Genomic DNA, 24150 nt, shown 5'->3' with positions numbered 1-24150 from the left:
AATCGGCACGATGTTCCTGCACCATACGCACCGCACGTTCGCGAACTTCCGGGGAAAAGGGGGTCGTCTTCTTCATGGCACTATTCTCTATGATCAAGAAGCCTCCTCAAAACCCGGGGCGGTTCAGGATCGTTTCGCCGGACCAATCAAAGCGCTGATCGAGGAATCCCCGTCGTTTGGTTATCGCACGGTGGCGCATTTGCTGGGTTTCAACAAGAACACCGTGCAGCGGGTGTTTCAATTGATGGGCTGGCAAGTGCGGAAACGGCCGATAGGTTTTCGTCCCCGTATCCAGGCGCTACCTTCTGTTGCCACGGCGCCCAACGAGCGCTGGTCGACTGATCTATGCCGTGTTTGGGCTGGACGAGATGGCTGGGCCACATTGGCGTTGGTGATGGATTGCCACATGCGGGAGTTACTGGGCTGGCATCTATCGAGGAGTGGCAAAGCGAGTACTGCCAGCAATGCGTTGGAGCAAGCCTTGATTGCCCGCTTCGGTACCTTGGGTCGTGTACCGCAGCCATTCTTGCTGCGCAGCGACAATGGTTTGGTCTTCACCAGCCGGGCGTATACCGCCTTGGTGCGTAGCTATGGTTTGCGGCAGGAGTTCATCACCCCACATTGCCCGCAGCAGAACGGCATGGTGGAGAGAGTGATCCGGACGCTGAAGGAACAGTGCGTGCATCGCTACCGGTTCGAGACCTTGCAGCATGCCAGCCGGGTGATTGCGGACTGGATACAGTTTTACAACCATAGAAGGCCGCACCAGGCACTGAAGATGAAAACCCCTGCGGCGATGTATACATTAGCTGCTTAACCTGTGCAGGTTTCGCTGGGTCATTACACGAAATCAGTCCACTAGCCCTGGCTGTAGATGCCCACTTCATCCTAGGTTCGCTTCTAGGCAGTAAGCGCGCCAGCCCAAACACTATCGAGAAGCTGGTCTGGACGCTACGGGAGAGCGCATTTCATCTCTGTGCCGGCGAGAAGGCCAAGAAGCACGGCTACCTTCAACATAAGGCGTGCTTCTTGTAACTAACTATGGCACTAGCTTTTAGCTAACTTGGCGCGGATTTAACTAATCGTGGCACCCGACAACAACAATCCTCAAAATTACACATCTATATTCCGCGCAATCAACGCGTTCTGCTCAATAAACGCCCTTCGTGGTTCGACGTTGTCGCCCATGAGTGTAGTGAAAATGTCATCTGCTGCCATGGCATCTTCGATTTGTACCTTCATGAGACGGCGTACAGTTGGGTCCATGGTTGTTTCCCACAACTGACTTGGGTTCATTTCACCCAGACCTTTGTAGCGCTGTACAGTCATATTGCGGCGGACTTCATTGAGTAGCCAATCCAGCGCTTCGCCGAATTCGGTGACTTTTTTGTGGTTGTCGCCACGACGCACCGCCGCATCTTCGCCCAACAAGTCATTCAGTAAATCAGCTGTACGTCGTAGTTGCTGGTAATCGCCTGAATGAAGAAAATCATGGTCTAGATATTGGATGGCAATGTTGCCGTGCACTGTCTTTTGCAGGCGCAAAATCCATGCGTCGTTTTTGTCATCATGGTAGGGCTCCAACACAAAGGCTGGGTCTGCCATGGCGGTCATCAACACTTGTGCTGATTGTTGTGCTTTGGCTTCGCTACTCATATCCAGTGCTGGCACTTTGAGCAACGCATACAGTACCGTTGGGTCGAGCAAGCGTTTTTCGCGTTCGATTACGGCCTGTGCAAGCAAGTACTGGCGGGCAATAGCATCCAATGCTTCGCCTTCAATCACGGCGACACCTTCTCGCGGCAACAACTGCGCACCGTTCAAAGCCAGCTTGAGCAGGTACTGGTTCAGTTCTTGGTCGTCTTTCTGGTATTGCTCGTTCTTGCCATGCTTCACTTTGTAAAGCGGAGGTTGTGCAATGTAGATGTATCCACGTTCAACCAGTTCGGGCAATTGCCGATACAGGAAAGTGAGTAGCAAGGTACGGATGTGGGCACCATCTACGTCGGCATCCGTCATGATGATGATGCGGTGATAGCGCAGTTTGGCGAGGTCGAAGTCGTCTTTACCTATACCACAGCCTAGAGCAGTGATCAGCGTGGCAATCTGTTCGCTGGAAATCAGCTTGTCGAACCTTGCACGTTCTACGTTCAACACCTTGCCACGTAGGGGAAGAATGGCTTGAAATTTACGATCGCGTCCTTGTTTGGCGGAACCGCCAGCTGAATCACCCTCAACGATGTAGATTTCGCAGAGCGCAGGGTCCTTCTCCTGGCAGTCGGCCAGTTTGCCCGGCAAGCCTAAGCCATCCATCACGCCCTTACGGCGAGTCAGTTCACGTGCACGACGTGCTGCATCACGAGCGCGGGCGGCTTCAACAATTTTACCGACAATGATTTTGGCTTCGAGAGGATTTTCTTGCAGGAAATCGTTCAGCGTTTGGCTTATCACTTCGTTAACGACAGGGCCAATCTCGCTGGAAACCAATTTGTCTTTGGTTTGGCTGCTGAATTTTGGGTCGGGTAACTTAACGCTAAGTACGCAAGTCAGGCCTTCACGCATATCGTCGCCAGCGGTTTCAATCTTTGCCTTTTTGGCCAACTCGCTTTTTTCGATATAGCCATTCAGCGTACGTGTCATCACTTGGCGTAAAGCTGTCAGGTGGCTGCCACCATCACGCTGAGGGATGTTATTGGTGAAACATTGCACCGATTCCTGGTAGGAGTCGTTCCACTGCATGGCCACTTCAACACTCATTCCATCTTTTTCACCCAAGGCGTAGAAGATTTTAGAGTGCAGTGGATTCTTGTTACGGTTCATGTATTCGACGAAGCCCTTCACACCACCTGAGTAGCTGAAGTTCTCTTCTTTACCCGTACGACGGTCGATCAAGACGATCGCAACACCATTATTTAGGAAACTGAGCTCACGAATCCGTTTGGCCAGAATATCGAAATGGAATTCAACCAGACCAAAAGTTTCCACTGAGGCCAAAAAATGTACTTCTGTACCACGGTGTTCGGTATTGCCCACCACTTTTAACGGCTCTACCCGGTCACCACGGCGAAATTCCATACTGTGGACTTTCCCATCCCGGCGAACGGTCAGACGCAACCAGTCGGATAACGCATTGACTACCGACACACCTACACCATGTAAGCCGCCTGATACCTTGTAGCTGTTCTGGTCGAATTTACCGCCGGCGTGTAACTCGGTCATAACGATTTCAGCAGCAGAGCGTTTGAATTCGTCTTCTTCCTTGATAGCAGTGGGGATACCACGACCGTTATCTTCCACGGAGATGGAGTTATCTGGGTGGATGATGACCTTGATGTCGTTGCAATGACCTGCCAATGCTTCATCGATGGCGTTATCCAACACTTCGAACACCATATGGTGCAAGCCAGTGCCGTCTTGCGTATCACCAATGTACATGCCTGGGCGTTTACGTACAGCCTCCAGGCCTTTCAACATTTTGATACTGTCTGCGCCGTATTCTTGATCGCTCATCGCTTATCCACCTGGTGCTATCTGGGTTTCGTTGAGCCTCACAAACCCTGTGAAAACAACAACTTCCCTGTACTGATAAAAATACTAAAGCCGGCCATTATGTGGCCGGCTCCGTCTTGCTGCCTTGACGTCTAAATACGCATTGGCATCACAACGTATTTGAAATTGGGCTCTTCTGGCACAGTAACCAAGGTACTGCTAGTGGCATGGTCACCAAATGCGAACACAAGTGCTTCATGGTCCAGATTGGTTAGCACATCAAGTAAATAGCCAATGTTGAAGCCAACATCAAGTGGATCTCCTTGATACGCAATTTCCAACTCTTCAGTCGCTTCTTCTTGCTCGCTGTTGTTACAGATGATCTTCAGTGTGCCATCACTAAGGACTAAACGCACCCCCCGGAATTTCTCGTTCGACAAAATGGCGGCTCGCTGTAAGGACGCCAATAACTGGAGCCGATTCAGCGGTACCAGTTTGTCGTTACCACTTGGCACAACCCGATTGTAATCCGGGAACTTGCCATCGACGACTTTTGAGTGAATCACGATATTACCGAAGGAGAACTTGACCTGATTCTGACCAATTTCAATGGTTACTTCATCGTCAATGTCAGCCAGCAACTTGTAAAGCTCAAGGATGGTTTTGCGTGGCAGGATGACTTCGTTGCGTTCAACGCTGTTTTCGATATTGCTGCCGACATATGCCAAACGATGCCCATCTGTCGCGATCAGTTTGAGTTCATGGCCATCAGTCACCATGAACAGACCATTCAGATAGTAACGGATGTCCTGATGCGCCATAGCAAATTGTACTCGGCTGATCAGGTTCTTCAGCTGACTTTGTGGCAGCTTGATCACGCTCTTTACGTTGGTATCAATCGCTAATTTCGGAAAATCCTGAGCTGGCAAAGTCTGTAAATTGAAACGGCTTTTGCCCGCTCTGACGGTTAGACGGCTATCGTCTTGGTCAAGACTGACCGATGCGCCATCAGGAATAGCGCGCAGGATATCTTGAAATTTTTTGGCTGAAATTGTCAGTTGGAAATCGCCGCCTTCGCTGTGTGCGTGGTCAGTCGTGATCTGGATTTCCAGGTCGGTAGCCAAAAAGGTGAGTTGGCTGTTTTGTTTGGCAATCAAGACATTGGACAAGATTGGCAAAGTATGTCGACGCTCAACAATACCGGTAACCATAGTCAACGGCTTGAGGAGAGAATCGCGATCTGCTTGTATCAGCAACATAAGTAAGTAGTTCCTGAAGATAGATAAATAAAGGTCGATGTTTTCTGTGGAAAACTGATTTTCCCGTTTTACTTCAAGGCGTTGCCTAAAAATTCCCCTGTGCGTATCTTTGCATTATCGCTGTGAGTCGTTTGTGGTGCCTTTTTTTGCTCACTGCTTAAAACTGACTTACCCACATTTTCTACTGCTTTATGTACAAACTTCCTAGTTACGCAAAATCTGCGCAAGAACGTTGTAATCGTGGTTCATCGTTGCATCTGTTTGTCTCAGCGAAGCAATGGTTTTACAGGCATGAAGCACCGTTGTGTGATCACGGCCACCAAAGGCCTCACCAATGGCTGGAAGGCTCATTTGTGTCAGATCTTTGGCGAGAGCCATGGCAATTTGACGCGGACGGGCGATGTCACGGGTCCGCTTCTTCGAATGCATATCCGAGATTTTGATTTTGTAGAAATCAGCAACGGTTTTCTGGATGTTCTCAACAGAAATTAACTTGTTGCCCGACGCCAAAATGTCTTTCAGGGCTTCCTTGGCCACCTCCAAGGTGATCTGCTCGCCAGTAAAACGTGAGTACGCCAGTACTCGTTTCAATGCGCCCTCAAGCTCACGTACATTCGAACGAATGTGTTTAGCAATAAAGAAAGACACGCTTGAATCGAGCTTGAACCCATCTGATTCGGCTTTCTTGTGCAGAATCGCTACCCGCATTTCAAGTTCGGGCGGTTCGATGGCGACGGTCAAGCCCCAGCCAAAACGGGAAATCAGCCGATCTTCTATGCCCTCGATCTCTTTTGGGTAGCGATCTGACGTGATGATTACTTGGCGATGGCCTTCAATCAGAGCATTGAAGGCATAGAAAAATTCTTCTTGTGTGCGATTTTTGCCAGAGAAGAACTGAATATCATCGATCAGTAAGAGATCAAGCGAGTGGTAGTAGCGCTTGAATTCATCGAAAGCTTTGTGCTGATAGGCGCGTACGACGTCCGCCACATAACGTTCCGCATGGATATAGCGGATTTTGGCTTGCGGATTGTGCTGATGCATGTAATTGCCGATAGCCTGGATCAAGTGCGTCTTACCAAGACCTACGCCGCCATAGACAAACAGCGGGTTGTAGGCAGTGCCAGGATTTTCAGCAATTTGTATAGCTGCCGCCCGTGCCAATTGGTTGGCCTTACCTGTCACCAATGTGTCGAAAGTGAACGACGGATTCAGTCGCGTTGTTTCATTGGCAGGCGCAATTTGACGCGCAGGTGTTGGCCTTGCGGAAGGTTGCGCCTCTACTTCTACCGCATTGCCGTTACTGACGGGGCTGTTGTTGTCCGAGCGAATGGACACCGGCGGTGTGCGCGGTTTTTCGCTAACACGCAGCTCAATCGCCATTGACTCCCCAAAGAACTCATCAGCGTACTTTTCGATGCGGCCGAGAAAGCGATCGCGGACAAATTGCAGAGAGAACTGGTTAGGCGCGTACAACGCCAAAGCGTCGCTCTCAACCGAGAATGAAAGCGGCTTGATCCAGGTGTTGAACTGTTGAGCGGACAATTCGTCTGCGAACCGAGCAAGGCAACTCGGCCAAAACTGTTCGACGGGTGACATCATGTATTGGAATCTTGCGGCGCGGCCGGTGTTGTGCGAACGGCGTATATCGCGGCTAACCCTCTAATGGTACAAACGAGGTGCGCGGCCGGTGCGTGCGAGCTGGCAGCTTGAGAAGCCTGCTGGCTACATTGATCGACCGCCTATTTTAGTCACTTTCCCCAGGCTTATCCACAGGCAAATCAAAATAAGGGCATTGACAGATATAGGCTTTTTCCGTCTAATTGCGCGTTTCTTCACAAGACACGCCTTAGGGGCATTGCCATGAAACGTACTTATCAACCCTCTGTGATTCGTCGCAAGCGTACCCACGGCTTTTTGGTGCGCAGCCGTACCCGTGGTGGTCGCGCCGTTCTGGCAGCACGCCGCGCCAAGGGCCGTCATAGCCTGTCGGTCTGAGCTGACGATTGTCGCAGTGCTTCACCAGGCAGCAACGCCTGTTAAAAACGGATGAGTTTTCATCCGTTTTTAGTTTACGGCGTAATCAAGCCAATGCTTTCTTCCAAGTCTGGGTTCTGCCTAATCAGCTGGGGCGAGCCAGACTCGGCTTAGTTGTTGGTAAGAAAGTTGAACGCCGTGCTGTGGGACGCAACTTCATTAAGCGCACAGTACGAGAGCATTTCCGCCGTGAAGCTGCTTCGTTGGTCGGGTTGGACTTGGTGGTGCGGGCAAAGCGTTCGTTCCATCGGAGCGAAGCCCCGCAAGCGCAAGCTGCCCTGCTGAAACTGTTTGCCCGTTTCGCCACATGTCCCGTCTCCTGATAGCACTGGTTCAGCTTTACCGTTACGCAATTAGCCCCTTTCTTGGTCCGAACTGCCGCTTTACGCCGACCTGTTCTCAGTACGCGATAGACGCCCTGCGCTGTCATGGCGCGAGGCGCGGCGGATGGCTTACAATCCGCCGGCTTTGCCGCTGCCACCCTTGGGGTGGCCACGGGCACGATCCTGTGCCCTGATCTCCGATGAGAAATTCCGCGCATGGATACCAAACGCCTTATTGTTTTTGTTGTGCTGTCTGTTGCCATCCTATTTGGTTGGCAACAATGGTTCGCGCCTAAAATAGTCCCCGGTGCTGCCCCATCTTTGAGCAGTCAGCCAGGTAGCGTCACCACCGTTACGGCGGCGGCCACACCTCCTGCAGTAACAGAAGCCCCCGGTAAATTGCAAAACGGCGGACGCATCAAGGTCAACACGGATGTGATGCAAGCTGAAATCGACACCATGGGTGGGGATCTCCGTAAGCTGACGCTGACGCAGCATGGCCAACATGAAGATGTCAAGACCCCCTTCGTGTTGTTTCAAGAAGGGCCGGAACATGTGTATGTAGCGCAAACGGGCTTGATCAAAGCAGGCATGCCTAATCTGCCTACGCATCGCACCTTGTTTACGGCTAAAGACAGCTTGATGGTGCTGCAGCCCGGTTTCAATAGTGTCAGCTTGCGTCTGGAAGCGCCTGAAGTCGATGGTGTAAAGGTCGCAAAGATCTACACATTCAAGCGTGGCAGCTACGTTATTGATGTAAAGCATGAAGTAACCAATGGTCGTAAAGAACCATTGGATGTCGAGGCTTATTTCCGGTTGATGCGTGATGGCAAAGAGCCTAGAGGTAGTGGTGGGCATCTTGGCGCCTCTACATTTACTGGACCCGCTGTTTATACCGGCGAGACCAAATTCCAAAAGGTAGCCTTCAAGGATATCGACAAAGGTGAACCTAAGTATGCAAAGAGCGGCAAGGATGGCTGGATTGCCATGCTGCAGCATTACTTTGCGAGTGCATGGTTGTTGTCGCCTAATGGCTTGAACAATACCTGCGGTACGACGGACTGCCGTTTTGTGGTGGAGCGTGTCGGTGATTTGTATTCGGCAGGCGCCATTGTCAAGGTGCCGACGATTGCGCCGGGCGCGACAGGCGTAGTTGATGTGCCTTTGTATGCAGGCCCGCAAGAGACACGAGCTTTGGAAGCCGCCGCGTCCGGCCTGGATTTGGTCAAGGACTACGGTATCTTCACCGTTTTGGCTAAGCCTATGTTCTGGGTGCTGGATAAGATCCATGCCCTTGTGGGTAATTGGGGCTGGGCCATTGTCATCTTCACGCTGCTGATCAAGCTCGCTTTCTATCCTTTGTCGGCGGCATCCTACCGTTCTATGGCGAAGATGAAAAAGCTGGCTCCGCGCATGCAGAAGATGAAGGAACAGTACGGCGACGATCGGATGAAGTTCCAGCAAGCAGTGATGGAGATGTACAAGCAGGAAAAAGCCAACCCGATTGCTGGGTGTTTACCTGTGTTGGTGCAGATTCCGGTGTTTATGGGCTTGTACTGGATGCTACTGGCAGCGGTGGAATTACGTCAGGCACCGTGGATACTGTGGATTCACGACTTGTCTGTTGCTGACCCTTACTATGTACTACCCATCTTGATGGCTATCTCGATGTATGTGCAGACCTTGCTGAATCCACCAGCTGCTGATCCGATGCAAGATAAGATGATGAAGATCATGCCGCTCGTGATGTCGGTGATGTTCATTTTCTTCCCTGCTGGTCTTGTATTGTACTGGGTGGTGAATAACCTCTTCTCCATCGGTCAGCAGTGGTATATCACTCGCATGATTGAGGGTGAGGACAAGGCGAAAGCCAGGTAAGTTGTTCTTCCCATCAGTTGAAAAAGCCCGGCTTTGCCGGGCTTTTTCTTATATGACCGGTTCAAGGTTTTTCTAAGGATCTGTACGTTCTGTTTTGAGCGGCTGTTAGCAAAGTGAAGCGCAGCACAAAAACCGGAATGTACGTGTGGATACATGAGGTTGCGAACTGCTTGGTGCGAAGCACCCTAGCGGTTCGGCGTCTCCCTTGCGGGGGCTTTCGAGCAGCACATGAGATCTGATCACGGCTGAGCAGTAAGATTTGAACTAGTTCCAAGGGATGATTATCACGTATCCCTCTTCCTCATGTTTTTTGCCGGCCACTGCTATGACCCAATTGCCTAACCGAGACACCATTGCCGCTATTGCCACTGCGCCCGGACGCGGCGGGGTAGGTGTAGTCAGAATATCTGGTAGTAACCTTACCGAATTGGCTGTGATTTTGGCGGGTAAGCCGCTCAAACCACGCTATGTGCACTATGTGGATTTTCGCGCTGGCGATGGTGAACTGATTGACCAAGGGTTGGCAATCTTCTTTCCTGGTCCACACTCCTTTACCGGTGAAGATGTATTGGAACTCCAAGGCCATGGCGGCCCGGTAGTGATGCAGATGCTATTGCGACGCTGCCTTGAATTGGGGACTCGCTTAGCCGAGCCCGGTGAGTTTACCCGCCGTGCATTCTTAAACGACAAGCTTGATCTGGCCCAGGCCGAAAGCGTGGCGGATCTGATTGATGCGGGTTCCGAATCGGCAGCACGGTCTGCGTTGCGGTCATTGGCAGGTGCTTTTTCTACCGAGATTCATACCCTGGTAGAACAGTTGATCAATTTACGAATGTTGGTCGAGGCTACCCTGGACTTTCCTGAGGAGGACATCGATTTCCTTGAAGCAGCAGATGCCAGAGGGAAATTGGCGGGCATCCACGCTCAACTCGACAGGGTAGCGCGTACTGCCAAACAGGGCAGCCTGCTACGGGAAGGCATGCATGTCGTATTGATTGGCCAACCCAATGTGGGTAAGTCGAGTTTGATGAATGCGCTAGCAGGAGAAGAGGTTGCCATTGTTACAGATATTGCCGGCACCACGCGCGATACGGTACGTGAACTCATTCAGCTTGATGGCGTACCCATGCATATCATTGATACGGCTGGGCTACGTGAGACTAACGATACGGTAGAAAAAATCGGCATCGAACGAACCTGGGGGGCGGTTCAAAAGGCTGATCTAGCGTTGCTGCTGATCGATAGCCGCGAGGGAATAACTGAACACGATCGAATAATTCTCGCCCGCTTGCCCGATACATTACCGCGCGTGCATGTATTCAATAAGGTTGATTTGACCGGGGAGTCGGTAGGCCATGCCGAGGAAGATGGCCACGCTGTATTGCGTTTATCCGCCAAGGCGGGGCTGGGGCTCGACGAGTTGAAACATACCTTGCTGAAAATGGTTGGCTGGGGTGGGAGTGATGCGGGCATTTTTCTGGCGCGAGAGCGCCACCTTGATGCGATTCGTAGGGCTGGCCAACATTTGAATACCGCGGCATTGGTTTGGCAACAGGTTGAACTGTTTGCCGAAGAGCTGCGGATCGCACAAAACGATTTGGCATCCATTACGGGTGAGTTCAGCGCTGATGACTTGTTGGGCGAGATATTTAGCCGCTTCTGTATTGGAAAATAACCACAACCGTTGCAAGAAGCGATGAGGCCCCTGGGGTTTGCTTCCCTAGGTTGGGAAAGCATGTTTGAATAGGGCTATCGTTCAAACGCTTGTTTGAATTGGCATTCATTGTTGCCATGCAAGCAAGCAAGCGAGTAATCAGAGTTGGTTATCCGCCAGCACTTCTTCACCTCGCCACTATCCGTGGCGAAATGCCGAACTCTTTTGGGTTCAAACACTCGTTGCTAATAGGGTGTTGCATGCCTGTTCGTCACTCGCGAAGTTGTTGTAAAAACGATTGCACAGCCTTGATCAGAGGGTCACAACGTTCGAAATACACAGGTATCCACGTACATTGTGGGTCCTGCTTGCTGTGAGCTTTTGAACAGGTGCTTGGGGGTTCGCCTCTTGCAATCGTTCTTCCACGATCTTCAAGACTCGACGGGGGCGACCATGATTGTCCCTGCGCTGTTTGTACCCAAGCACGTGTGTTCCGACCCCGCGATAGCGGGCTTCGTTTCCAAATCCAAGGCGAGTGGGTGTTTCTGCCGCCTTCGATTTGGAAATGAATCAAGGCGAGGTGTTTGAAATGAAAATTGCCATCCCTAAGGAGTCGGCAACGCGGGAGACACGCGTGGCTGCTACACCCGAGACAGTAAAGAAGTACATAGCGCTGGGCCATGTGGTTACCGTGCAAAGCGGTGCCGGCGTCGCCTCGGCGATTCCTGATACGGCTTTTTTCGAGGCTGGTGCTGCCATTGCAGCCGACTATGCCGCTACGGTGCAGGATGCCGATATTGTCTTCAAGGTACGCTCACCCGCCGCAGAGGAAATCGGTGCACTGAAGTCGGGCGCTGCTGTCATTGCCCTTACCGACCCGCATCGCAATGCGTTATTAGCCGACTACGCCGCCAAGCAGCTCGACATTTATGCGATGGAATTGGTACCGCGCACTACTCGCGCTCAGGCAATGGATGTGTTGTCGTCACAAGCCAATATCGCAGGCTACAAGGCTGTGCTCTTGGCTACGGAGTTCTACCCACGTTTTTTTCCCATGATGATGACGGCCGCTGGCACGGTTAAGCCTGCGCGTGTGCTGATTCTGGGCGCAGGTGTGGCTGGCTTGCAGGCAATTGCTACGGCTAAGCGACTGGGGGCGGTGGTCGAAGCCTTTGATGTACGGCCTGCTGCCAAGGAACAGGTTGAATCGTTAGGTGGCAAGTTTGTGGAAGTGCCGCTGAACGAAGCGGAAAAAAAGCAGGCTGAGACGGCAGGTGGCTATGCACGCGAAATGTCGGATGACTATAAGGCCCGTCAGGCTGCGCTGGTAGATAAGCATGCGCGTAACGCCGACATAGTCATTACCACAGCGCTGATTCCGGGCCGGCCGGCACCCGTGTTGATCAAACCGGAAACCGTGGCAGGTATGAAGCCAGGTGCCGTGCTGATTGACCTTGCTGTGGAAAACGGCGGTAACTGCCCACTGTCGCAACTCAATGAAGTGGTGACGACGGACAATGGGGTGAAGCTGGTGGGATACGCCAACCTACCGGGTTTGGTTGCAGCGGATGCTTCGGCGCTCTATGCGCGTAACCTGTTCAATTTCGCCGGTCTGATTCTGGATATGGAAAAAGGCTATGTCGTGAACCGCGAAGATGACATCGTCGCGGCCAGCTTGGTGACGCATGGCGGCCAAGTGCTATTCGGTAAATCGGCTTAAACAACAATGCGTTCAGGGGAACCCTATGAATACAACTGAAACCGTCGCCCAGGCTGCCACGGCAGTCGTAGCCAGCTTGCCGGTTGAGCAGCTGGTGCAAACGCCTTTTGTTGCTACCTTCACTATTTTCGTGTTGGCGATTTTCATTGGCTACCACGTGGTGTGGAGTGTTACGCCCGCCCTGCATACACCGCTGATGGCGGTTACCAATGCGCTGTCTTCCATCATTGTTGTCGGTGCTGTGTTGCAGACAGTGGATATCGGTGGGCAGCAGATCACCCTGACTTCGGTGCTGGGGGCTGTCGCGGTATTTCTGGCCAGTGTGAATATCTTCGGCGGTTTCGCGGTGACTTCGCGGATGCTGGAAATGTTCAAGAAAAAGAAGAAGTGAGGCGGCCAAGATGAATGCAATTGCGCAATACGCCGACTGGATTTACCTCGTCGCAGCGGTACTTTTCATTCTTACTCTCAAGGGGCTGTCCAGCCCAACCGGGGCCATTACCGGTAATCGCTATGGCATGGTGGGGATGGCCTTGGCGGTGCTGGTTACGTTGGTTATCGCACCCAGCCCTAACTTCGCTCTGATAGGGCTGGCGATGATCGCAGGCGCGGTGATCGGTGTCTATCGCGCCAAGACGGTGCCGATGACCCAGATGCCTGAAACCGTAGCGTTGATGCATTCGCTGGTCGGCTTGGCTGCTGTGTTGATTGCGCTGGCAGCTGTGCATAACACCGACCAGCACCACACAACGGTGCAGCGGATAGAGTTGTTCATCGGCTGTTTTATTGGCGGTATTACCTTTACAGCTTCGGTGGTGGCGTGGGGCAAGCTCAGCGCCAAACTGGCGGCAAAACCACTCAAGGGTGGATGGGTGAAACCGGTTCAGATTGTCCTGGCGCTTGGCATGCTGGGTTTTGGTGCCCACTACTTTATTACCGAGTCACTGGCTTCCTTTTGGGTAATGACAGGATTCTCGGTTGTGCTGGGTTACTTCCTGATCGCGCCTATTGGTGGGGGCGACATGCCTGTCGTGGTGTCCATGCTTAATAGTTACTCGGGTTGGGCGGCGGCAGGTATCGGTTTCACTCTAGGGAATTCGGTGCTGATTATTGCAGGTTCGTTGGTGGGTTCATCCGGTGCAATTCTTAGTTACATCATGTGCAAGGCGATGAATCGCTCGCTATTGAATGTGATTTTCGGTGGCGGCATGGGGGGCGATGCTGCTGCCGTTGCTGGCAGTGGAGAGGTGGTGCAGCGTCCATACAAATCGGGGTCGTCCGACGATGCTTCCTTCATGATGGGTAATGCGGATTCGGTAGTGATTGTGCCAGGTTATGGCTTGGCCGTATCACGCGCCCAGCATGCGCTACAGGAATTTGCCAATGCCTTGACTGCCAAGGGTGTCACCGTGCGCTACGCTATCCACCCTGTAGCAGGCCGTATGCCGGGCCATATGAATGTGCTGTTGGCCGAGGCTGAGGTGCCGTACGAGCAAGTGCAGGAAATGGAAGAAATCAACGCAGACTTTGGCAATACCGATGTCGTGTTGGTGATTGGCGCCAACGATGTGGTTAACCCCGCGGCGCAAAAAGACAAGCAAAGCCCCATTTATGGCATGCCGATTCTTGAAGCCCATAAGGCACGAACGGTGATTGTGGTGAAGCGGTCAATGAGCGCTGGCTATGCGGGGCTCGACAACGATCTCTTCTATATGGACAAGACCATGATGGTGTTTGGCGATGCCAAGAAGGTGGTGGAGGACATGATAAAAGGAGTGGGGCACTAAGAACTTGCCTAAAGTCTACTGCGCGTTGGCAATATGGCGTTGAAAACACCCTCGGAATGCTCATTTACCCTGTGTAAACTCCGCTTCCTCGGCTGTTTTCGCCTTATCTTGCCTTAGCTCGCGAGACTTTAGACAGGTTCTAAGCACCTGTCTAAAGCGGTTGCACGGGTTACCCGGCATAGGATGTTTACTGTATGCCGGGCCTAACACTGCGATGCCTGTGGGCAACGCGGTAAGCAGAGTTAGCGAAGAGTAAAGCGCTGATTACTGCCGTTGTGACAGTCCCACATCACTAGACGTGCACCATTGCCGGTTTGCTTACCTTCGACGTCTAAACAACGGTTGTTGAGCGAACTGTAAATCTGCTGTCCGGAAAAACGCCATTGTTGGTTTTGCCCGCCGGTACAACGGTAAGCGATAACTGGTGCACCATTGCCATAATTGCCGCCTGCGATATCCAGGCAATAGGCACCAGCTTTCAGTTGGCCGTCTTCGTAACGGATACGCTGGTTTTCCCTGCCATGGCAGTCCCATAGTTGTAAAGGAGCTCCTTCACGTACTCCTCCGCTGATGTCCAAGCAGCGGCCACCGTCACCGACAACCATGTCGCCTGTTTTTTTCTTCTGTTTTTCCTTTTTGTGCTGCTTATGGGCGTAGTACCCAGCAGCAGATACGGCAGCCACTGCCGCAGTACCAATCAAAACGTCTTCGGTAGACATATTGCCGCAACCCGCCAGGGATAGGGCTACCGCGCTGGCGATTAGTATTTCTCTCATGGTGTGCTTCATCTTTGTGGAACGGTGAAAATTCAAAATTGAATGGACATCAAAGCCTGCATGCAATCGTTGGCAACGATGCTTGTAAGGGTGGTCTAAGAATCTGTTCAAGAACTTAGGGCGCAGCGGTCAGCACGGTGAAGTGCCGTCTAAAAACCGGAAGGTCCTCAGGTACTTCTGGATTTTGAGTCTGATCACGACAGCGCTCTAAGTTCTTGAACAGGTTAATAAGACTTTAATGAGCGAACTTAGTCGGTAAAAATGAAGTTTTGTTCGCGGAAAGCTACAACTACGAGGCTTTCCCTTGCTTGCACCTGTTATGACTGGCAATACTGAATTCCCATTCTGGAGACTTCCATGGCGATCACTTTCTATGCGGCATCAGGTTCACCATTTGTATGGCGTGTTTGGTTGGCCCTGGAACATAAGGGTTTGGCCTATGGGTTGAAGGTGCTGTCTTTTTCGGGGGGAGATCTTAAAACACCCGAGTTCCGCGCCATCAACCCACGAGGACGCGTGCCTTGCCTCGCCGATGGTAGTTTCACTTTGTATGAGTCGGCCGCCATTGTGGAATACCTTGATGAGGCTTATCCGGCCAAGCCGGTACTACCCGGTAATGCACAAGCCAAGGCGAGGCTCCGCCGCCTGATTGCAGAGACCGACTGGTATCTCGATAAAGCGGTTGGTACGGTTGGGGATGAAATTCTGTGGAAGACTGGCCCCGCTGATGAGGCCAAGCTGGCTGCAGCGTTACAGCAAATTCACACCGAGCTGGAATTTTTTAGTGGTGAGTTGCGTGGTGATTGGTTAGGGGACCAGCTATCGGCAGCTGATTATGCGCTTTACGCCACGCTGGCTTTCCTGCTGCGTGTAGTTGGGAAGAAGCGACCTGATTTAGGCGTAGAGGCAAGCATGCCTGCGCGTTTGATGGATTGGAAACGGCGTATTGAATCGTTGCCTTACTACCAAAAGACCTACCCCCCACACTGGCGGGATAGCTGAGCTTGTTGCTTTTTGCTTGATATCAGGCCCATACGTGGGCGTTGACTTGGCATGTTTGCTACTATCTGCCCGCCGCCAATATTTGCGGTGCGTCTTCAGGGCGGGGTGAAACTCCCCACCGGCGGTAGGGTGCAGCGCAACGCACCAAGCCCGCGAGCGCTTGCGCATCTGCGCAAGGTCAGCAGATCCGGTTCAAAGCCGGAGCCGACGGTCATAGTCCGGATGAAAGAAGACGAGATGGTCGCGCATCATTCCTGTAATGGATGGTGCGCTGCATCCCGAAGAGCCTGTTCAAAGTCTCGCGAGCTAGAGTGAGATAAGGCGAAAAGAGCCGAGGAAGTGGCGTTTACATAGGGTAAATGTGCATTCCGAGGTTGTTTTTAACGCCGTATCGCTGACGTGCAGCAGGCTTTGAACAGGTTCTTAGGCTGCCCTTGCCCATTTGGGCAGGGTACGCTGCGCCCTGAACGCTTCTTTGCCACCTATCCGACAAGGAGCGTTTTTATGAGTTTGTTCCAGCAGTATTTCTCCAGTACATCGCCTGAAAGCCGCGTTCTCGCAGCCATTGAAGCTATCCGTCAGGGCCGGGGTGTCGTATTGCTTGATGACGAAGAGCGTGAAAACGAAGCGGACCTGATCTTCGCCGCCGAACTGATCTGCCCAGCCAACATGGCGCAGTTGATACGAGATTGCAGTGGCATTGTCTGCCTGTGTCTTACCGATGTTGCTGTGACGGGATTGGGCTTGGTGCCTATGGTTGCTCAGAACGACAGCCTGCATGGCACAGCCTTTACCGTTTCAATTGAAGCTAGGCATGGCGTTACCACGGGTGTTTCTGCGCAGGACCGTGTGACAACGGTACGTGCTGCGCTGACCGCTCAACCGAGTGCCATCGTCAGCCCTGGCCACGTCTTTCCCTTGCGTGCTCACCCCGGTGGCGTATTGGCGCGACGTGGTCATACCGAGGGCACAGTAGAGCTTGCCCGCATGGCTGGCTTGCAACCCGCAGGTTTGCTATGTGAATTGACCAATGCGGACGGCACGATGATGCGAGGTGACGCGGTGATTGCCTATGCCAGCCAGCATGGTTTACCAGTGGCAACGATAGAAGACTTGGTGCAATGGCGGTTGAGTTGTGAAGTAAGGATGGAGGCTGAACTGCACGCCTAGCAGACTTTAGACAGGTTCTAAGAACCTGCTTACGGTCTTACTGCGCAGCCGTGATCAGGGCTCATGTGCTGCTCGAAATCCTCATGTACAAAAGTACATTCCGGTTTCTGCGCTGCGCTTCACCCTGCTGACAGCTGCTCGTGACAGAGCGGAAACAGGATCTAAGGAAACCGGGGTGTATTGTCATCCCGTTTTTTCAGGATGCTGTTTCATTCTTGGTTACGTCCTGTTCTGCCAAGCAGCAGGTGAGTAACGCAGTTTCAAATTGCATCCAATTCGGTGCAGCACCAGCCACAATCAATTCAGCACGTGAATCCCGGCGCCAAGCGATTTCTTGCGCAGAAGCCTCGCCATTTACCCAGTTGAACAACAGCCAGCCGTGGTCGGTATTGAATACGCCTTTGGCGCGCTGTATCGCTGGCAAGCCATATTCAGTATGGGCACCCAGACCTTGGAATAAAGCTGCCAATTGATTGGCAGAGAAGCGCGCATCTGCTCCCCATAGCCAACCCCGGCTGGATTGGTTGGGTTCATGGTGGTCTTTGATTTGTGGTGCCGTCGGGATACGAGAAGCCAGTTGTTCATTTGCGGTTTCGTTACTTCGGCCCTTCGCCCTGATAGAGAGGGGGCGTGCAAGAGTAGAGTTGGGATTAACCGAGGCCGGTTGACCCATCAAATCCAATATCCCCCTTTCGAATTCACCCTGGCAAGTTGTCAGTACTGCCAGTTTGGGTGGGAACATACCCTGTGCCATGGCCATGAAACGGTCGACCTGGGCGGCATCAGCCCGGTCGCACTTGTTGGCGATCAGTACATCGGCCAGGGTTATCTGATCGCGCCAGATTTCGTGGGTGGTGCAGCGTGGGTCATCAAGCTGACGCGGGTCTACTAAGGTGATGGTGGCATGTACTTCCAGGGCTGCGGCGAGGAATGGGTCGCGCAATAAGTCGATGATGCCGGCCGGATGGCCCAGACCACTGGGCTCGATGATCAACCGGTGTGGGTGACGCTGGCGTAGTAGCTTGGTCAGGCTGACGCGCAGCATGGGGCTTGTAGTGCAGCAAATACAACCGCCAGGTACTTCGACGACATTCAGCTTATCGCTGGCGGAAGAGATGGCGGCGTCATCGATGCCGACTTCGCCGAATTCATTGACCAGTACAGCCCAGAACTCATTGGCTGGTTTGTTGGCCAGTAAATGGCGGATGGCCGTGGTCTTGCCCACCCCCAGGAAGCCGGTAATCAGGTTTACCGGGACTTTTTGCTTGTTCATTCTTCCAGCCACTTCAAAATCGGTTGCCATTGTTCCAGGTCGCGCGCGACCCGTGTTACCGGTAAATCGAAAATGCCCATGCCGCGTGGCAGGGTCTGCAGGTAGTACTGCGTGTCGCGCAGGCAGCTCAGCACCGGTAGTTCAAATTGGGCCAGGAAGTCGATCAATTGCTGGCTAGCCCGGGTATTGGCCTTCACCCGCATTCCTACTACACCCACGCTGACCTTGCCTTTGCGTACCCGCTTTTCCTCGGCCAACCGGGCAAAAAAGTCTTGCGAGGCCCACATATCAAAACTTGATGGCTGCACTGGCACCAATATGTGATCGCTCAGCTTTAACGCGACTTCCAATTTTTTGCCACGTAAACCAGCCGGTGTATCGATGATCGCCTTCTCGCAATCTTTTGCCGGCTTGGTGGGAAGCTCTTCGCTACAGTCCCATGTGCCAATGCTGGGGAAATTATGTGAGCGCAGGCTTAACCAATAGGCGGTTGATTGTTGCCGATCTGTGTCGCCCAGCACCACTTTATGTCCTTGCCAGGCAAAGTAGGTGGCCAGATTAGTCGCCAGTGTGGATTTGCCAGCCCCACCCTTGGGGTTGGCGATTAGTATGGTTTGCATGCCGTACTCTCAATCTGTGGGGCTGCGTAAATATTTGTAAGAACCTGTCTAAAGTCTGCTGCGCGTTGGCAATATGGCGTTGAAAACACCCTCGGAATGCTCATTTACCACTTGTAAACTCCGCTTCCTCGGCTGTTTTCGCCTTATCTTGTCTTAGCTCGCGAGACTTTAGACCGGTTCTAAGTGGCTAGATAGCCAGTAGTACCAGCTATCTAGAGTTTTTCCAGGATGGCGGCAATACCCATGCCCCCGGCAGTACAAACTGAAATCAGTCCGCGGCCGCTACCGCGTTGGTTCAGCAGCTTTGCCAGATTCGCCACAATGCGGGTGCCGGTGGCTGCAAAGGGGTGACCAAACGCCAGAGAGCTGCCGACGACATTGATCTTGGCCGGGTCGATGCTACCCAGCGCGCCGCGCAAGCCCAGCCTGTCTCTGCAGTATTCGACGGATTCCCACGCCCGCAGGGTGCAGAGTACCTGGGCTGCGAAGGCTTCATGGATTTCGTAGAAGTCGAAATCCTGCAAAGTAAGGTTGGCATCTCTTAGCATACGTGCCACGGCGACGGTTGGCGCCATCAGGAGGCCTTCTCCGGCGACAAGATCGACTGACGCGGTCCTGGCATAGGTCAGGTAGGCCAGCACTGGTAGGCCGCGAGCAAGCGCCCAATCTTCGGACGTCAGCAAAACAGCCGATGCGCCATCGGTTAATGGTGTGCTGTTGCCAGCGGTAAGGGTGCCCTGGCCCGATTCGCGGTCGAAAGCGGGTTTGAGGCTGGCAAGTTTTTCCAGCGAGGTGTCTGCCCGCAAGTGGTTGTCCCGCTTCACGCCGGCAAAGGGTATGACCAAGTCTTCGAAGAAACCATCGGCAAACGCAGCGGCAGCTTTGCGGTGGCTCATATAAGCGAAGTGGTCTTGGTCTTCGCGGCTGATACCCCATTGCTTGGCCATTAGCTCGCAATGCTGGCCCATCGACATCTTGGTACGTGGTTCGCCGGCATTGGGTGAGGAAGGCTTCAGTTCCCCAAAGCCAAAGCCCTTGAAGGCTGCCAGTTTTTGACCAAACGTCTTCGCATTGGCAACCTTGATCAGCCGTTGGGCGAAGCGGCGGCCGAATACAATGGGTGCATCCGACGTGGTATCCGCACCGCCGGCGATGGCGCTATCTATCTGTCCTGTAGCGATTTTTGCGCCTAACTGGGCCATGGCTTGCAAGCTGGTACCACAGGCCATCTGCACGGTATAAGCAGTGGTCAAGGGTGAAAGCTTGCTGGATAACACAGCTTCACGCGCTAGATTCCAATCCTTGGAGTGCGATATCACTGCACCGGCACCCACCTCGCCGATTTCAACGCCGGTCAGACCAAATTTATCGACCAAGCCGTTGAGGGCGGCGGTCAACATCGCCAGATTGGGTTGATCTTGGTAAAGCGTGTTGGAGCGACAGAATGGAATACGACTGCCGCCGATAATGGCAACACGACGCAGGGTAGTTTGGGGCATCGAGGAATTATTCGGCAGGAAAACCATGAGTTTACTCTGCCCCATGCCAAGACTGGGTGTAGGCAACACACCCAGTGCGCAACCCATTGAAAAAGCCAGCTTGGTTAAGCTGGCTTTTCAGTAACTGGAGCGGGCGATGGGAATCGAACCCACGGCTCTAGCTTGGGAAGCTAGGGTATTGCCATTATACGACGCCCGCGAAGGCCGCCATTCTAGCCGCGAAGTGTGTTCGCAGCCAAGTGCGTCACAATCGATTAAGCTTATTCGTGCGTTCAGCATAGTGACGCGCTCCGAAAAATGACTCTGGGAGGGCCTTATGTCTGTTAGTGCTAGCCGGCTATGTGTCGGATTGTTGGGATTGTTTGTTTCTGTTTCTTCGTTGGCTGAAGCCAAATCCGATTTTCGCTTCATGATGAGCTTGGGCTACACCGGGGGTGGGGATAAAGTGCTAAGGGCCAGTATTTTCGATGTCTCCACAGGTAACTTAATTGATGAGACTGACATTAAAGCGGGTGAGCGCTATCAATTGAATATGGGCGCGTATTGGAAAATGTCTGCTTCACCAATTTCTGCCCAACTAACTTATGGTTACCATGCGGATTCGGCGGGAAAAGGAGCGCCAGATAAGATAACTTTTGGCAGATATCCAATTGAATTGCTCGCGCATTATCATATAAACGATACATTTTTCTTTGGTGGTGGCGTACGTAAGGCAACCCGGAATAATCTGACATATTATGTAAAAGGTGTTAAGACATCCTTTAGGCATGAATCTAATACGGGCGGGGTGGTTGAGCTAGGCTGGCAAGCCGTGCCTGACTTGATGTTTACATTGAGGGCGGTAAGCGAGCGGTATAAAGAACCTGTTTCTGGTAAAAGCTATAGTGGCAAGCATGTAGGGTTATTTGGCACCTACGTTTTTTGAGTTCCAAGGTTCTGTGAGAGCTGGGTTTCCCGGTGGGTGTACGTTATAAAGCCCGCCGGTATTGAATTGCCTCAGCCAGATGGTTGGTTTGAATGTTATCGCTGGTTGCCAAATCTGCGATGGTGCGGGCAACACGCAAAATACGGTGATATGCCCGGGCTGAAAGGTCCAAACGTTGCATCGCTAGCGCCATCAGCTTTTGCTCTTCCGCATTTAGCTTCGCAACGGTATCGAGCTTGCGACTGCTTAGGCGAGCGTTTTCCATTTTTTGTCGATGTAGTTGTTTCTTCCGCGCGCTGGTAACACGTTCTCGCACACGGCTGCTTGTCTCGCCCGTTGCCGAAGCGGTCAGTTCAGATTGGCTGACTGCCGGGACTTCAATTATCAAATCGAGACGATCAAGAAAAGGCCCGGACAGCTTACCTTTGTAACGAGCTATCTGGTCTGGTGTGCAACGGCAGCGGCCATTCGGGTGGCCGGCGTAGCCGCAGGGGCACGGGTTCATAGCGGCGATTAACTGAAAGGCCGCGGGGAACTCGGCTTGGCGAGCTGCGCGTGAGATGGTGATGCGGCGGCTTTCCAGTGGCTCACGCAGTACTTCCAAAACCTTGCGGTCAAACTCCGGCAGCTCATCGAGAAAAAGCACGCCGTGATGCGCCAGGCTGATCTCGCCCGGCCGTGGCTCGGACCCGCCCCCAACCAAGGCTACGGCAGAGGCCGTGTGGTGTGGGGCGCGATAAGGGCGTTGCCCAAAATTGGCGGCGGAAAACCCCTGTGAACCCAGTGACTGCAAGGCGGCAGTTTCCAAAGCCGCGGCCTCGTCCATGGGCGGCAATATGCCTGGAAGACGGGCCGCCAACATCGACTTACCCGTGCCGGGTGGGCCGACCATGAGCAGCGAATGCCCACCCGCGGCGGCAATTTCCAAGGCGCGCTTGGCAGGCTGCTGGCCTTTTACATCGGCAAGATCGGCATACTGAACGGGGGTGGCCGCCGCGGGCATAGCCCGAGGGCTGAGCAAGGCATGACCAGCCAGGTGTGCGCAAACGGCAGCCAGACTACCGGCCCCGAGCACATTGCAGTTGCTGATGAGCGCGGCTTCGTCGGCGCTGGCGAGTGGCAAGATAAAGCTGCGATTCGCCTTGCTTGCCGCCAATGACATCGCCAATGCGCCGCGTACAGGGCGCAAATCGCCGGTAAGCGCCAATTCGCCTGCAAACTCATACTGGTCAAGTTTATCAAGCGGGATTTGTCCGCTGGCGGCCAGAATGCCCAGTGCGATGGGGAGGTCAAAACGGCCGCTTTCTTTGGGCAAGTCGGCTGGCGCCAAGTTGACGGTGATTCGTCGCGCCGGGAATTCAAATCGGCCTGTCTGGATAGCGGCTCGAACCCGGTCCCGCGCCTCTTTTACCTCGGCGTCGGGTAGTCCGACAATGGTGAAGCTAGGCAGGCCGTTTGCCAAATGGGCTTCAACCACCACCTCGGGGGCATGTACTCCACTGAGGGCTCGGCTGTAAAGGACCGCCAGCGACATGTTCTTCCCACCCCAGGTTTATGTGGATAAACGAGCGCTTTAGAATATGTTCAATGTTTTTCTGCCTGCCCCCTCCCACGAGGGACCTGCTCGGCAAAAGACGTTGAACAGATTCTGACATGCGCTTAAGCGAATATCATGCTATCTGCATATAATGCTGGCAATGACCAGTCCGCTACCACCTACCATCCCCGATCAACTCCCGGATTTTCGTAATTTGGGCATCAGTCTGCGTGTGTTGCTATCGATAAATATAGTGTCCATAGCCGTTGCTGTTGCTGCTACTGAAAATTTTTCTGAAGCAATCCAGCGATTTACAAGCAATGCAGCGCTGCTGGAGCCAGCTCTTTTGATGGCATTGGCGCTACTGGCTTTATTTCGGGACGGTTTGAAAAGTCTGCCTTATCGACACGGTGTGATGGTCTGCGTGTTGTTGGTGCTGTTCAGCTGTCTGGCAATGCGCGCCGTGATGTCCAGCCTGTATCCGGCAAATTTCAGCAACTACCTGCGAGTCGTGCTGTACGTATTCATACTTTGCGTAGGGCAGTTTGGTTACTTTCGCTTGCGTGGTCGGGCGATGTCCCCGCTTCTCACCGTAGCCAGGCTACAAGCCTTACAGGCACGCATTCGTCCTCATTTCTTGTTCAATAGCTTGAATGCTGTATTGAGCTTGATCCGCAAAGAACCCCGTAAGGCGGAACGCGCACTGGAAGATCTAGCTGATCTTTTCCGTGTTTTCATGGCCGAAAACAGTGATCTTTGCTCATTGGAAAAGGAAGTGGCGCTGGCGCGGCAGTATCTCAGTATAGAGTCCTTGCGCCTGGGAGATCGACTACGGGTGGAGTGGCATACAGAGAGAATGCCGACGGACGCGCTGATTCCCCCTTTGACTTTACAGCCCTTGCTTGAAAACGCCGTCTATCATGGGATCGAGCCTTCGATAACACCGGGATGGATCAGTATTAATATTTTTCGTTCGCGTGAGGAGTTGCATATTGATATACGTAACCCCTATTACAAAGCAGGGGGCGGGCATCACGCGGGCAATAAGATGGCAATGGGAAATATCCGCGAACGGTTGGCTTTACATTTTGATGCTGAAGCTAGTCTGAAAACTGTGGTCGGGAATGACTATTATCAAGTACATCTGAGTTTGCCTTACCGCCCTGTTATTACTGCTAAACCGACGAGAAAAGTGTCTTAG

Annotated in this window: 21 protein-coding genes, 1 tRNA gene and 1 riboswitch; of the genes, 13 read left to right on the top strand and 9 right to left on the bottom strand. The window is 52.9% G+C overall.

Features of this window, described 5'->3' with window-relative positions; all coding sequences use genetic code 11:
• The first annotated feature begins 82 nt into the window (after positions 1-82).
• Complete coding sequence (locus tag CSQ89_RS09210) at positions 83-817, top strand: IS3 family transposase (protein ID WP_143747062.1); 735 nt, start codon at positions 83-85, stop codon at positions 815-817.
• A gap of 296 nt (positions 818-1113) precedes the next feature.
• On the opposite strand, the gene gyrB is transcribed toward CSQ89_RS09210, so the two are convergent.
• From gyrB to dnaA, 3 genes are all read right to left on the bottom strand, one after another.
• Positions 1114-3510, bottom strand: a complete 2397-nt coding sequence (gyrB, locus tag CSQ89_RS09205) for a DNA topoisomerase (ATP-hydrolyzing) subunit B (RefSeq protein ID WP_099405866.1) — start codon at positions 3508-3510, stop codon at positions 1114-1116.
• A 131-nt stretch (positions 3511-3641) separates the two neighbouring features.
• Positions 3642-4748, bottom strand: a complete 1107-nt coding sequence (gene dnaN, locus CSQ89_RS09200) for a DNA polymerase III subunit beta (protein WP_099405865.1) — start codon at positions 4746-4748, stop codon at positions 3642-3644.
• A gap of 204 nt (positions 4749-4952) precedes the next feature.
• Positions 4953-6347 carry a chromosomal replication initiator protein DnaA gene (dnaA, locus tag CSQ89_RS09195; protein WP_099405864.1) on the bottom strand — a complete coding sequence of 465 codons (1395 nt, stop codon included), beginning with the start codon at positions 6345-6347 and terminating at the stop codon, positions 4953-4955.
• A gap of 264 nt (positions 6348-6611) precedes the next feature.
• On the opposite strand from dnaA, the gene rpmH reads away from it, so the two are divergent.
• The 8 genes from rpmH (at position 6612) to CSQ89_RS09155 (ending at position 14147) form a co-directional block, all read left to right on the top strand.
• Positions 6612-6746 carry a 50S ribosomal protein L34 gene (rpmH, locus tag CSQ89_RS09190; RefSeq protein ID WP_072426848.1) on the top strand — a complete coding sequence of 45 codons (135 nt, stop codon included), beginning with the start codon at positions 6612-6614 and terminating at the stop codon, positions 6744-6746.
• A gap of 8 nt (positions 6747-6754) precedes the next feature.
• Positions 6755-7108, top strand: a complete 354-nt coding sequence (gene rnpA / locus CSQ89_RS09185) for a ribonuclease P protein component (protein ID WP_099405863.1) — start codon at positions 6755-6757, stop codon at positions 7106-7108.
• Positions 7093-7302: a membrane protein insertion efficiency factor YidD gene (gene yidD / locus CSQ89_RS09180; protein WP_099405862.1), complete on the top strand. Its 210-nt coding sequence runs from the start codon at positions 7093-7095 to the stop codon at positions 7300-7302. Before rnpA ends, yidD begins: the two co-directional genes overlap by 16 nt.
• A gap of 22 nt (positions 7303-7324) precedes the next feature.
• Positions 7325-8986, top strand: a complete 1662-nt coding sequence (gene yidC, locus CSQ89_RS09175) for a membrane protein insertase YidC (protein ID WP_099405861.1) — start codon at positions 7325-7327, stop codon at positions 8984-8986.
• Between the two features lie 325 nt (positions 8987-9311).
• A complete protein-coding gene (gene mnmE / locus CSQ89_RS09170; RefSeq protein ID WP_099405860.1) occupies positions 9312-10661 on the top strand; it encodes a tRNA uridine-5-carboxymethylaminomethyl(34) synthesis GTPase MnmE in 1350 nt (449 codons plus the stop codon).
• 568 nt (positions 10662-11229) lie between these two features.
• Entirely contained in the window at positions 11230-12360 is a 1131-nt protein-coding gene (locus tag CSQ89_RS09165) for a Re/Si-specific NAD(P)(+) transhydrogenase subunit alpha (protein ID WP_099405871.1), read from the top strand.
• Between the two features lie 25 nt (positions 12361-12385).
• Complete coding sequence (locus CSQ89_RS09160) at positions 12386-12751, top strand: proton-translocating transhydrogenase family protein (protein ID WP_099405859.1); 366 nt, start codon at positions 12386-12388, stop codon at positions 12749-12751.
• A gap of 10 nt (positions 12752-12761) precedes the next feature.
• Positions 12762-14147, top strand: coding sequence for an NAD(P)(+) transhydrogenase (Re/Si-specific) subunit beta (locus tag CSQ89_RS09155; RefSeq protein ID WP_099405858.1), 1386 nt, complete (start codon positions 12762-12764; stop codon positions 14145-14147).
• Positions 14148-14389: 242 nt separating this feature from the next.
• Here CSQ89_RS09155 and CSQ89_RS09150 read toward each other — a convergent pair whose 3' ends face one another.
• A complete protein-coding gene (locus CSQ89_RS09150) occupies positions 14390-14923 on the bottom strand; it encodes an RICIN domain-containing protein (RefSeq protein WP_158228951.1) in 534 nt (177 codons plus the stop codon).
• A gap of 357 nt (positions 14924-15280) precedes the next feature.
• Here CSQ89_RS09150 and CSQ89_RS09145 point away from each other — a divergent pair, with 357 nt between their 5' ends.
• The gene (locus CSQ89_RS09145) at positions 15281-15925 is read left to right on the top strand and encodes a glutathione S-transferase family protein (RefSeq protein WP_099405856.1); all 645 of its coding nucleotides are present in this window, start codon (positions 15281-15283) and stop codon (positions 15923-15925) included.
• Between the two features lie 87 nt (positions 15926-16012).
• A riboswitch (FMN riboswitch) is annotated at positions 16013-16163 on the top strand.
• 266 nt (positions 16164-16429) lie between these two features.
• Entirely contained in the window at positions 16430-17095 is a 666-nt protein-coding gene (gene ribB, locus CSQ89_RS09140) for a 3,4-dihydroxy-2-butanone-4-phosphate synthase (protein ID WP_099405855.1), read from the top strand.
• A gap of 196 nt (positions 17096-17291) precedes the next feature.
• Here ribB and CSQ89_RS09135 read toward each other — a convergent pair whose 3' ends face one another.
• From CSQ89_RS09135 to CSQ89_RS09120, 4 genes are all read right to left on the bottom strand, one after another.
• Complete coding sequence (locus tag CSQ89_RS09135; protein WP_158228950.1) at positions 17292-18368, bottom strand: CobW family GTP-binding protein; 1077 nt, start codon at positions 18366-18368, stop codon at positions 17292-17294.
• The gene (locus tag CSQ89_RS09130) at positions 18365-18988 is read right to left on the bottom strand and encodes a ParA family protein (protein WP_099405853.1); all 624 of its coding nucleotides are present in this window, start codon (positions 18986-18988) and stop codon (positions 18365-18367) included. The genes CSQ89_RS09135 and CSQ89_RS09130 overlap by 4 nt, the downstream gene beginning before the upstream one ends.
• Positions 18989-19200: 212 nt before the next feature.
• Complete coding sequence (locus CSQ89_RS09125) at positions 19201-20487, bottom strand: acetyl-CoA C-acetyltransferase (RefSeq protein ID WP_099405870.1); 1287 nt, start codon at positions 20485-20487, stop codon at positions 19201-19203.
• Between the two features lie 125 nt (positions 20488-20612).
• Positions 20613-20686 (bottom strand) — tRNA-Gly (locus CSQ89_RS09120).
• 117 nt (positions 20687-20803) lie between these two features.
• On the opposite strand from CSQ89_RS09120, the gene CSQ89_RS09115 reads away from it, so the two are divergent.
• Positions 20804-21412 carry a hypothetical protein gene (locus CSQ89_RS09115; RefSeq protein WP_099405852.1) on the top strand — a complete coding sequence of 203 codons (609 nt, stop codon included), beginning with the start codon at positions 20804-20806 and terminating at the stop codon, positions 21410-21412.
• A 43-nt stretch (positions 21413-21455) separates the two neighbouring features.
• On the opposite strand, the gene CSQ89_RS09110 is transcribed toward CSQ89_RS09115, so the two are convergent.
• The gene (locus tag CSQ89_RS09110) at positions 21456-22946 is read right to left on the bottom strand and encodes a YifB family Mg chelatase-like AAA ATPase (RefSeq protein ID WP_099405851.1); all 1491 of its coding nucleotides are present in this window, start codon (positions 22944-22946) and stop codon (positions 21456-21458) included.
• A 217-nt stretch (positions 22947-23163) separates the two neighbouring features.
• On the opposite strand from CSQ89_RS09110, the gene CSQ89_RS23595 reads away from it, so the two are divergent.
• Complete coding sequence (locus tag CSQ89_RS23595; protein WP_304441796.1) at positions 23164-24150, top strand: sensor histidine kinase; 987 nt, start codon at positions 23164-23166, stop codon at positions 24148-24150.

The sequence above is a fragment of the Chitinimonas sp. BJB300 genome (genome assembly GCF_002735695.1).
Taxonomy (GTDB): Bacteria; Pseudomonadota; Gammaproteobacteria; order Burkholderiales; family Chitinimonadaceae; genus Chitinimonas.
Note: the sequence above shows the minus strand (reverse complement) of the source record. Positions and strands in the feature narration are given on the sequence as shown.

Bases quoted from the DNA above. Each gene is read 5' to 3' on its own strand.
- CSQ89_RS09155 (WP_099405858.1), top strand. From the start codon at position 12,762: ATGAATGCAATTGCGCAATACGCCGACTGGATTTACCTCGTCGCAGCG.
- ribB (WP_099405855.1), top strand. From the start codon at position 16,430: ATGAGTTTGTTCCAGCAGTATTTCTCCAGTACATCGCCTGAAAGCCGC.
- gyrB (WP_099405866.1), bottom strand. From the start codon at position 3,510: ATGAGCGATCAAGAATACGGCGCAGACAGTATCAAAATGTTGAAAGGC.
- CSQ89_RS09115 (WP_099405852.1), top strand. From the start codon at position 20,804: ATGTCTGTTAGTGCTAGCCGGCTATGTGTCGGATTGTTGGGATTGTTT.
- CSQ89_RS09110 (WP_099405851.1), bottom strand. From the start codon at position 22,946: ATGTCGCTGGCGGTCCTTTACAGCCGAGCCCTCAGTGGAGTACATGCC.
- CSQ89_RS09165 (WP_099405871.1), top strand. From the start codon at position 11,230: ATGAAAATTGCCATCCCTAAGGAGTCGGCAACGCGGGAGACACGCGTG.
- dnaN (WP_099405865.1), bottom strand. From the start codon at position 4,748: ATGTTGCTGATACAAGCAGATCGCGATTCTCTCCTCAAGCCGTTGACT.
- CSQ89_RS09150 (WP_158228951.1), bottom strand. From the start codon at position 14,923: ATGAGAGAAATACTAATCGCCAGCGCGGTAGCCCTATCCCTGGCGGGT.
- CSQ89_RS09130 (WP_099405853.1), bottom strand. From the start codon at position 18,988: ATGCAAACCATACTAATCGCCAACCCCAAGGGTGGGGCTGGCAAATCC.
- CSQ89_RS09160 (WP_099405859.1), top strand. From the start codon at position 12,386: ATGAATACAACTGAAACCGTCGCCCAGGCTGCCACGGCAGTCGTAGCC.
- CSQ89_RS09145 (WP_099405856.1), top strand. From the start codon at position 15,281: ATGGCGATCACTTTCTATGCGGCATCAGGTTCACCATTTGTATGGCGT.
- mnmE (WP_099405860.1), top strand. From the start codon at position 9,312: ATGACCCAATTGCCTAACCGAGACACCATTGCCGCTATTGCCACTGCG.
- CSQ89_RS09125 (WP_099405870.1), bottom strand. From the start codon at position 20,487: ATGCCCCAAACTACCCTGCGTCGTGTTGCCATTATCGGCGGCAGTCGT.
- CSQ89_RS09135 (WP_158228950.1), bottom strand. From the start codon at position 18,368: ATGAACAAGCAAAAAGTCCCGGTAAACCTGATTACCGGCTTCCTGGGG.
- rpmH (WP_072426848.1), top strand. From the start codon at position 6,612: ATGAAACGTACTTATCAACCCTCTGTGATTCGTCGCAAGCGTACCCAC.
- yidD (WP_099405862.1), top strand. From the start codon at position 7,093: ATGTCCCGTCTCCTGATAGCACTGGTTCAGCTTTACCGTTACGCAATT.
- dnaA (WP_099405864.1), bottom strand. From the start codon at position 6,347: ATGTCACCCGTCGAACAGTTTTGGCCGAGTTGCCTTGCTCGGTTCGCA.
- yidC (WP_099405861.1), top strand. From the start codon at position 7,325: ATGGATACCAAACGCCTTATTGTTTTTGTTGTGCTGTCTGTTGCCATC.